This window comes from Noviherbaspirillum agri, from assembly GCF_054780595.1.
Window position 1 is genome coordinate 135,941 of sequence record NZ_BAAGWA010000011.1, and the last position, 9,223, is coordinate 145,163.

11 protein-coding genes and 1 pseudogene are annotated in these 9,223 nt (G+C 59.9%); 3 read left to right on the forward strand and 9 right to left on the reverse strand.

Annotated features, from left to right (window positions below; genetic code table 11):
* Nucleotides 1-221: 221 nt before the first annotated feature.
* Nucleotides 222-755 (reverse strand): hypothetical protein, encoded by a 534-nt coding sequence (locus tag ACYVIA_RS17360; RefSeq protein ID WP_460843000.1) that lies wholly within the window; start codon nt 753-755, stop codon nt 222-224.
* A gap of 39 nt (nt 756-794) precedes the next feature.
* On the reverse strand, nt 795-1,433 hold the full coding sequence (locus tag ACYVIA_RS17365; RefSeq protein WP_460843001.1) for a hypothetical protein: 639 nt from the start codon (nt 1,431-1,433) through the stop codon (nt 795-797).
* A gap of 254 nt (nt 1,434-1,687) precedes the next feature.
* Here ACYVIA_RS17365 and ACYVIA_RS17370 point away from each other — a divergent pair, with 254 nt between their 5' ends.
* From ACYVIA_RS17370 to ACYVIA_RS17380, 3 genes and pseudogenes are all read left to right on the forward strand, one after another.
* Nucleotides 1,688-1,882, forward strand: coding sequence for a hypothetical protein (locus ACYVIA_RS17370; protein ID WP_460843003.1), 195 nt, complete (start codon nt 1,688-1,690; stop codon nt 1,880-1,882).
* A gap of 255 nt (nt 1,883-2,137) precedes the next feature.
* Nucleotides 2,138-2,236, forward strand: a pseudogene (locus ACYVIA_RS17375) (anaerobic ribonucleoside-triphosphate reductase); the annotation flags it as partial.
* On the forward strand, nt 2,208-2,960 hold the full coding sequence (locus ACYVIA_RS17380; RefSeq protein ID WP_460843005.1) for an anaerobic ribonucleoside-triphosphate reductase activating protein: 753 nt from the start codon (nt 2,208-2,210) through the stop codon (nt 2,958-2,960). The pseudogene ACYVIA_RS17375 and the gene ACYVIA_RS17380, both read left to right, overlap by 29 nt.
* A 206-nt stretch (nt 2,961-3,166) precedes the next feature.
* Here ACYVIA_RS17380 and ACYVIA_RS17385 read toward each other — a convergent pair whose 3' ends face one another.
* The 7 genes from ACYVIA_RS17385 to ACYVIA_RS17415 all read right to left on the reverse strand — a co-directional run bounded on the left by ACYVIA_RS17385 (nt 3,167) and on the right by ACYVIA_RS17415 (nt 9,090).
* Nucleotides 3,167-4,216, reverse strand: a complete 1,050-nt coding sequence (locus ACYVIA_RS17385; protein ID WP_460843007.1) for an FAD:protein FMN transferase — start codon at nt 4,214-4,216, stop codon at nt 3,167-3,169.
* Nucleotides 4,217-4,360: 144 nt separating this feature from the next.
* Entirely contained in the window at nt 4,361-4,852 is a 492-nt protein-coding gene (locus tag ACYVIA_RS17390; RefSeq protein WP_460843008.1) for a c-type cytochrome, read from the reverse strand.
* Nucleotides 4,853-4,901: 49 nt separating this feature from the next.
* On the reverse strand, nt 4,902-5,558 hold the full coding sequence (locus tag ACYVIA_RS17395) for a hypothetical protein (RefSeq protein WP_460843010.1): 657 nt from the start codon (nt 5,556-5,558) through the stop codon (nt 4,902-4,904).
* A gap of 9 nt (nt 5,559-5,567) precedes the next feature.
* Nucleotides 5,568-6,083 (reverse strand): nitrous oxide reductase accessory protein NosL, encoded by a 516-nt coding sequence (locus tag ACYVIA_RS17400; RefSeq protein WP_460843012.1) that lies wholly within the window; start codon nt 6,081-6,083, stop codon nt 5,568-5,570.
* Nucleotides 6,080-6,901, reverse strand: a complete 822-nt coding sequence (locus tag ACYVIA_RS17405) for an ABC transporter permease (RefSeq protein ID WP_460843014.1) — start codon at nt 6,899-6,901, stop codon at nt 6,080-6,082. The genes ACYVIA_RS17400 and ACYVIA_RS17405 overlap by 4 nt, the downstream gene beginning before the upstream one ends.
* Nucleotides 6,894-7,811 (reverse strand): ABC transporter ATP-binding protein, encoded by a 918-nt coding sequence (locus ACYVIA_RS17410; protein ID WP_460843015.1) that lies wholly within the window; start codon nt 7,809-7,811, stop codon nt 6,894-6,896. Before ACYVIA_RS17410 ends, ACYVIA_RS17405 begins: the two co-directional genes overlap by 8 nt.
* Nucleotides 7,783-9,090: a nitrous oxide reductase family maturation protein NosD gene (locus tag ACYVIA_RS17415; protein WP_460843017.1), complete on the reverse strand. Its 1,308-nt coding sequence runs from the start codon at nt 9,088-9,090 to the stop codon at nt 7,783-7,785. The genes ACYVIA_RS17410 and ACYVIA_RS17415 overlap by 29 nt, the downstream gene beginning before the upstream one ends.
* Nucleotides 9,091-9,223 lie beyond the last annotated feature (133 nt).

Below are 9,223 nucleotides of genomic sequence, written 5' to 3' on the forward strand. Positions count from 1 at the left end.
GAGGCAAACAATGTCGCTTGTGTACTCGGCCGATATGGCCGGATCGTGTGGCATGCATCGAGCACCGACGTTTGCGCCGGGTGCCATCGGGGTGCACGAACTTCCCTCCTTAGGCTGCATGGAAACATACGAGCTGTACCCATTGCCAATGCCACTGCGATTGCAAGCAGGCAGCAATACCGGCATCCGGATTTCAATTCCGGAGGAACCAAAGGCTTCAGTTACATTTTGAAATACCGTTTGTCGCTTCTCGCGCGAATTGATGCGAACCCCGCGAGAAATAGTGGTCTAAAACACATCTTCGGCAGTTTCTGAAGAATCCACCATTCATATGTAGGAGCGAGCATGAAGAAATTACCCATAGCCATTTTCCTGTCGCTAATTGGCACAGCGACTGCCTCGTTCGGCCAGACAACGACAACCACGACGACCAACGATCCCAGCCAGAGCCCAACTCCAAGCGCTGCACCGACCACACCGGGATCGTCCACAGATACTTCCGGCAGCAGCGGCACCTCCGGCAGCGCCGCTTCATCGGGAAGCGGTGACCAGGGAGCGGTGACCACCACGACCACGACGCAAACGACCACACCGAAAACAGACAGCACGACATCCGGTGCCTCTTCATCCGGCACCTCCGGTACATCCGGCACATCGGATATGAGCGGCACAAGCGGGTCGTCGGAGAGCAGCAGCTCCGGCAGTAGCACAACGCCATCCACCAGCGGATCATCGGGGACAAGTTCTGGCGCCACCACCGGCGGCTCCGGCCTGAGTGTCCCGCCGCCTCCAAGCTATGGCGGCACGTCGGACACCTCCGGCACTTCAGGTAGCTCAGGTATGTCCGGATCATCGGGCAGCTCGGATACAAGCGGTTCCTCCGGCTCCTCCGGGACTGACACCTCCGGGTCCGGAAGCACGTCATCCGGCACTTGGGGCACGGGCAGCGGAACCTCGGGAACGTCGGGAGCATCCGGCACGACGGGCTCAGATACATCCGGAACCGGAAGCACCACATCTGGCACTTCCGGAACAGACAGCAGCTCCAGCGGATCGGGTAGCTCCGGCATGTCAGGAACTTCCGGGACTGGCTCTTCCGGCACGACAGGTACGGACACGTCGGGCACCAGCGGCACCTCCGGCACTTCAGGCACCTCCGGTACTTCAGGCACATCCGGCACGACTGGCACTGGCAGCTCCGATACGAGCGGCACCTCTTCCGGTACGTCGGGGACGGACAGCAGTACGACGCCGTCGAGCAGCGGCTCAAGCTCGAGCACCTGGGGTAGCGGGTCTTCCGGCACAACGGGCACGGGGTCTTCCGGCACGGTGGATTCGACTTCCGGCACATCCGGGACATCAAACGACACATCCGGCAGCGGCACCACAACCTCCCCCGGAACAACGACCACCACGCCGTCCGGATCCGGCACGACCTCGCGCTGACCGTTTCATGGCGTAAGGACGAAGGTCCGAAAGCCAACCCTTGCGAACTGCACCGCAGCGCGATGCATGCGGTGCAGTTCGCACGTTACGACCTCCTGCCATGCGCCTTGCACCGCACACGCAAGGCGCTGTTCGATACCGAATCATCGGTCGCATGCTGGAGTTCCAGGAACAGACCAGCAATTTATACGACTTGGATGTCACGCCTGCTAAAGGCAAGGCCCACTGATTTGCGAACGCAATGCGTAAGCATTTCACCGACATCCTGCAGGCTGGCATGCCCGGCATGCCGTACGACACCAGCTCCTTGCCGCTGCCAGTCGGCAGCACCGCGCCTCCGTGCGATGCACTGGAAAAGCAGGATGAGCTGCGCCATTACATGACCGAGTTGTTTCCAGTCTGGAGGCATGCCGGCCTCAGGCAATACGCGCGCTGAGACCGTTCCGCTTGTCGTTCATCATCGTGACGCAGACCGTTCCTCCCTCTTTCCAATCTATTCAACGTGCGGCGACAAGAACGTCGTTTCCAAGCTGTTCGAGACGGAATCGGCTCTATCCAAAAAGTGTCGACAGCCGCTTAGGACAAGCACCTACAGGCATGCGAGGAGTTCATCCACACCGAAACTCGACACAAAGAACATCGCATCTCCCTGCCAAATCATCCCGACAAATTCAGAGCACGAACACTATGAATCAGCAGCCGCGTAATGGACTATCACCCGCCGCCGTCCTCGTTTAATATTGGCAAAAAAGGAGAATTCCATGAGCGCAAGTACGTTAGCGAGCAGTCCGCGCAGCTTCGCGGCCGAATCGAATCACCGCTCGCTGAAGGTCGGCGGCATCACACCATTCACCGCGACCGACTACCCCGGCAAGCTCTCGGCAGTCGTATTCGTACAGGGTTGCCCCTGGCAATGCGGTTACTGCCACAACCCCCACCTACAGCTCCGTCTGCAGAAAAGCCCGTTGCAATGGTCGCGCGTGTTCGGCCTGCTTCAGAAGCGCGTTGGTCTGATCGATGCAGTTGTATTTTCCGGCGGCGAACCGACACTCGATCCGGCGCTGCCGGACGCCATCGCCGATGTGCGCAAGCTCGGCTTCTCGGTCGGCCTGCACAGCGGCGGCGTCTATCCGAAACACCTGAAAGCGGTGCTGCCGATGGTGGACTGGGTTGGCCTGGACATCAAGGCACCGTTCGATTGCTATGAGCGCGTGACGGGTGTCGCCGACAGCGGCCAATCGGCGCGCATCAGTGCCGAGGCAGTGCTGGAGTCGGGAGTGAAACATGAATTCCGCACGACGGTGCACCAGTCATTGCTGTCCGAGGACGATGTTGTCGATCTGGCGCAAACCCTGGCCGGCATGGGCGTGCAGAACTATGCGCTACAGAGCTTCCGGTCGCAGGGGTGCAAAAACAAGAACCTGAAATCCCTCGCAGGAGCTGGCAACCTGAGCGACGACCTGATACGCAAGGTATCGGGACATTTCGCAAACTTCAGTGTACGAAGCGATTAGGCGCAGCTTGACGCGCGGATCGGCGATATACCGAAGACTGCAGAGGTCGATACCAGCCGCGCAGCCGCTTGTTTAATCAGGCCTAGGCTGTGTTTGACAAGTGTAGCGAGCGTTTCGGAGTGGTGTCGAGGAGCGCACGCGTACGACTGGTACGCCGAGCACCGCAGACATCAATCCGGGCCGCGCAGTAGCTTGTCAAACACGGCCTAGCGGGCTGCCTTGTCGGACGGCTGCGATGCCAGCCTTTCACGCATTGCTGGTGTCATCTCCACGTTCCGGTTCGAATCGATCAGCATCACTTCCTTCAGGCCGAGGCGCGCTGCCATCTCGCGCCAATGCGCAGGCCCTGCGACAAACAAGGGCTTGGAATGACCGTCCGAGCGTGTACCGGCGTCGTTGCCACCCGAGACGATGATGGTCACCGAGGCGACCAGATCAGTCGTCTCCCCGGTGCGCGGGTCGATGATATGCGGACGCCGCTTGCCATCCTTCATGAAGTAGCGCTGGTAATCGCCGCTGGTGCCGATTGCTTCGTTATCCCGCAGCTTAACGACCGCAATGGATCCTTCGCCGCGCGGATCCTGTATGCCGACCGTCCACAAGCGGTCGCCGGGCTGGCCGATCGCGAGCATGTTGCCGCCGACATTCACCAGTGCCGCCTTGACGCCCTCGCCGCGCAGGATGTGTGCCGCACGGTCGAGTGCATAGCCCTTCGCGTATCCGCCGAGGTCAAGCATCACTGTCTTGTTGCGACTGCTGATGGTGGTTCCGTTGAACTGCAGGTCGGTCATGCGTGGATTGGCATCCACCAGCCGTTTGATCTTGGCCGGGTCAGGCGAATGCGGCGTGATATCGCTGCTCTGAAAACCCCAGAGGCGGATCAGCCGCCCGACGGCCGGATTGAACAGGTTGTCCGAGCTTTCTGCCAGCATGGTCGCCGCCTTCAGGATATCGACCATCTCCGCATCGGCTTCGTACGGCTCGCCGCGGGCGATCGCATCGTTCAGCGCAGTCAGCGCACTCGGTTGCCACGCGTGGAACTTGTGGTGCAGGCGGTCGAACTCGCGCAACACCTTGGCACTGAGGTCAGCAGCACGTTGTTCGGATTCGCCATAAATGCTGACCTCGACCCGTGTGCCGAATACATGTCCTTGCGTACGATGGATGGTGTCATTGCGCGCGCAGCCAGCCAATACAGCGAACAGCAATGCAAAAAGAAGAACAAGAGGGCCGTGGAAATGACGGAAATTGCGCATGATGCTGGCGGTGAACGCGATCAGCGAGAATACGGGTAGGACGGAAAGATGGAGGTCGTCCCAAAAGCCACGAGGAAGACCGCTTTTTGACGAGGATTGATGAAAAGAGCGCCGGTTGCCCGGCGCTCTTTTCTTGTTGGCTGGTTAGCTTGCCTTGCTGATCATGAAGTCCACGGCGGCCTTCACGTCCTCATCCTTCAGGCTGGCATTGCCACCCTTTGGCGGCATCAGCTTCAGGCCGTTGAGCGCGTGGGTGTAGACGGTATCCTTGCCCTGAGCAATGCGCGGCTCCCATGCAGCCTTGTCGCCCAGCTTCGGAGCGCCCATCACTCCTGCGCCATGGCAGGATACGCAGTTAGCGTTGAACACCTGCTCGCCCTTGGCGAGGTCACCTGCGCTGGCGGTTGCCGGTGCGCTGGCTGCCGGTGCGCTGGCTGCCGGTGCGCTGGCTGCAGGTTCGGCTGGAGCAGCGGCTGGTGCTTCGGCGGCCGGTGCCGGAGCCGGTGCTGCGGCAGGTGCCTCAGCAGCCGGTGCAGGTGCAGATGCTGCCGGTGCTTCCGACTGCGGAGCCTCTTTCTCGCCGCAACCAACCAGCGCTGCAGCAACGATAAACGGCAAAAGTGTGAGAGCCTTCATCTATTTCTCCTTATGGTAAAAAAATGTAAGTCCAGGTCACGCCCCATTGCTATGCCAGCGTCGCCGTATCAAGCAATGGGTCGACCAACAGAATGTCTAGTAACCGAGAAAAATTGGTCCAGCAATCCGTGCCCGGAAGGGTAACAGAATCAGCCACGATAGTCCCCTCATCACCATGCAGATGATGTGGGAATGTGGCGCATTCCGGATGTACCGGAGCTGTATCGATACAAAATTCTGCCTCGCCCCAGCTCCAGCTGATCATGTACTCCTCAGCGCTGTAGTAACGCACTTCCATCAGCAAGCCGCTGTCGAAGACGACGATCAGCGCATCCTGGACCATGCGCACCGGCTCTGAAAGGCGTTGCGCATACTGTTCCTCGATTTTTTCCTTCAGCATCAGGTGCACGCTCTCGGTACGGTCGGCGCTACCCGCAGTGCCGCCCATGCGCGCCATCATGTCGCCGCGTACCTGCTGCCGCGTCTGCTCGATAATCAGCGCACCGAGGTAATCGTTATAGGCGGGATGCTCTTCTACCGCCTTGCTCCTGATTTTTTCCAGCAGCGCCGCTTCGTCATCGACACCATAGCGATTGAGGACTTCCTTGCGTGTTTCGCGCAGCACGAAGTTGATCTGCGCGTAGAGTTTCTGCTGGCCTTCCGGGTCTTCGTTAGCTTCGAGCTCGTCTATCAGTGTCTGGTCCATTGCAATTCCTTAATGCATCGAATTGTCGTCCGGCGCGCCGGTGTTGACATTCACCATGTCGAGGGTGATCTGCTCGAAACGAAGGACTTTCCCGCCCTCCTTCTGCGCGAATGCTTCCGCGTCTTGCAGACTGGAAAACGAACCGAAAGTCGGCCCCATGGAACCGGTCTTTTTGCTGCCGACAACATAGATGGCCGATTTAGCATCGATCCAGTTTCCGTCCGGATGTTCCCATGAGGTCTTGCCCATATCCTGCACGAACGCACCGGCCACCGGCCGCCTTTCCTCCGGCGCGAGCAGCGATCCGAACAACTCCATCAGGTCGCAGAAAAATTCCGGCGCACCTTCCTTGTAATGAATCTGCGCCTTCGGCCCCGGATAATCCTTCAGCATCATGCCGTCGAGCGAGCATGCTGTATCGGCGCCCGGCTCCTGCGGCGATGCCTGCTGGGTCGTTTCGCTGCAAGCGGCAAGCGCAGCAAGCAGCATGAAGGTCGCTGCGAGCCTGTTTGTTTTTGTCGTCACTTGAATCTCCAGTTTGCAATCAAGAAAGGAATAACAATCCAGCCGAGCATGATGGCGCCCAGCACCATCGGATTGGTCAGAGTCTCGGGCATCACGGTGGCAAGCCCGTACATGGTCTGCACCTGTTCGGAACTGAAGATGTTCAGCAGGCGGAACACGTCGGCGGGATTTAACATCAGCAGCGTGCCGAAGACTGCACTGCCGAGGTTACCCTGGCTGAGCACCAATGCCCCGGTCAGCAGCAGGTCGAAGACCAGCACGAAGAAGAACCACAACGCAATGGCCAGGCCCGACGCACGCATGCGGTCGGACACCAGCACCGACACCAGCACCGACAGGCTGAGGAAGGCCATGCCCATCAGGATCGCGGAGAATACGAAGCCGAGATAGTGGTACAGGTCGGCCGTGCCGAGCTGCGACGCCATCGGCAACAGCCCGGCGCCAAAGCCGACCACCGTCGAGACCGACAGCGCCAGCGCAAGGCCGAGGTATTTTCCGAAGAGGATCTCGAAGCGGGTGATCGGCATCGACATCAGCAGCTCAAGCGAGCCGCGCTCGCGCTCGCCGACGATGGCGTCGTAACCGAGGATCAGCGCAATCAAGGGCACAAGATAGATCACCAGGCTGACCAGGCTGGCAATCGTCACATCGATGCCGCGAAAGCCGACGGAGCCCTGCTGGGCGGAGCCGAAATAGGCAATGGCCAGTGCAAACAGGGAGAAGATCACCGCCACGGCCAGTACCCAGAGGTTGCGGATGCGGTCGCGGAATTCCTTGCTGGCGATGATGCGCACCTGCGCGAAATCGACACTAAGCATGCTCACCTCCGTAACCGAAGAACAGGTCCTCCAGCGAAGGCTCATGCACGACGATGTCGCGTACTACACCGCTCAACGTGCCGATGGCACCGAGCACAGCGACCTTTTTCGCCTGTGGGCAGGCAATTCTCGCCTGGTCTTCGCCGATCTCCATCTCGAGGCCCATGGGCGCCAGTGCGCCATGCAAATGCTGTCCCTGCCCCGGATTGAGCGTCAGTTCGATCACCGATGGCAGCACCATCCTTGCGCGCAATTCGGCCAGCGTTCCTTCCGCGGCAATGCGCCCGGAATTGAGGATCACCAGCCGGTCCACCCGCTCCTGGATCTCGGCCAGGATGTGCGAAGTGATGATGATGGTTGCGCCACGTGCCTGAACATCGCGCAGGATGCGGTAAAAGTCATGGATGCCTTCCGGGTCGAGGCCGTTGGTCGGCTCGTCGAGGAAGATCAGGTCCGGATTGCCGAGCAGGACCTGGGCAAAGCCGAGGCGCTGGCGCATGCCTTTGGAATAACCGCGCACCCGGCGTCCTGACGCATCGGCAAGGCCGACGCGCTCCAGGATGGGCATGCATTCATTTCGGGGAACCTGCTTGAGGTCGGCAAACAGTTGCAGCACTTCCAGCCCGGTGAGATTGTCATAGGTGACGAAATTCTCGGGCAGGTAGCCGATGCGGCGACGCGCCTGCCGGAAGTCACGTCCGCTGGTCAGCACACCATGGATGCGCACTTCGCCTGTCGTCGGCGGCATGAGTCCAAGCATTAGCTTGAACAATGTGCTTTTTCCCGCGCCATTGTGGCCGATCAGGCCGAACATCTCACCCTTGCCAACTGTCAGGCTGACGCCACCGAGCGCCTGCACATCGCCGAAGCGCTTGTTGACGTCAACCACCTGTATGGGACTGCTTGTCACTCCACTTTCTCCAATCCTGATTCAAAGGGCGCATGCGTGGGTTCCTGTCCACGATGCTGGGCGCACGCAGCAGCGGAAATTGCCGCGCCACGAAACGCAAGGTCTGTATCGAAGGGCTCGAGAGTACCAGTTTGAGCAGCGGATACTGCCAGTTCAGGCGGTCCACCACGTCGTTGGCCTCATATGGCACGTCGCCACGCGCATCACCGTTCTGGTCCCAGCCGCTGTAGTTGCTCCAGTAATTGCCCTGCAATTTGCCCCATTCCACATCGCGCGAGGCCACAAACTTGACTTGCTCGCGATTGTCGATGAAGTCGTTGCCATCCACTTGGTTATTGCTCGAGCCGGCCGACACATGCGCACCGACACCGTTCCCCATCACGAGGTTCTGGCGCACGATATTGAACTCTGCGTCGTAAATGAAAAAGCCGCGCGCATTACCGACAACCACATTATTCTCGATCACCGAATCCTGGATCGTTCGCAGCATGATGCCGTGGTCACTGTTGCCCCACGCCTTGTTATTGCGGACCTTGAGATCGCGCACTTCCATCAGCGCCAGGCCACCGCGATTGAGATAGGTCTCGTTGTCCTCCCACGTGCTGCCGTTGGTGTTCATGTAGTGGGTACCGTAGCGCAGGTGATGAATCTTGTTGCCGCGGAAGACGGCATTGCGCGACACGTCGACATAGATGCCGTCACGGGCATAGCTGATGTTGTTATCGACGACCTGCACGCCGTTCACATCAAACACCTGCACGCCATTGCCTCGTGCAGCCGACAGAAGATCGCGCCGTCCGGTGATGGTGTTGCGCTCGACACGCGCGTCGCGCAAGCTTTCAATCCAGATGCCGAACAGGTTGAACACCAGCTCGCAATCTTGCACCGTAATCCGGTCCGCGCCCTTCTGCGCGTAGATGCCCGAATTCTGCGCGGTCTGGTCGATGCCGCTGTCGCGCACGATGAAGCCCTGAATGGTGACGTCGGGCGCGCGCACGCGGATCACGTCGCCGGCGAAGCCTGCGCGTATCGTGGGCCGGTTGAGGCCCTTGAGCACCAGCGGCTTATCGATCACCAGCCGCTCGGCATAGTCGCCGCGCTCAACCTCGACGGTATCCCCCGCCTTGGCTGTCTTGATGGCAGCCGCGATCGATTCACCCGCTTTGACCGTCAGCACTGCACTCCAGGCGGCACCTCCCCATGCTGCGAGCAACGCCGCCAGCGTCCATGCACAAGCGCGCGTTCCTGGCCGTCCTTTTACAACATCTTCAACTGACACTGTTAGCCCGCCTTCGTCGCCAGCTCAGCCGTTTTCTCGGAGAGGTTGCGGCGCACGCTCTCGAGCGGAATGAAATAGCCCTTCGCATCGATGGCGGTGAGCGGCAGGCCTTCGCGCTCGCGGTGCTTGCGCT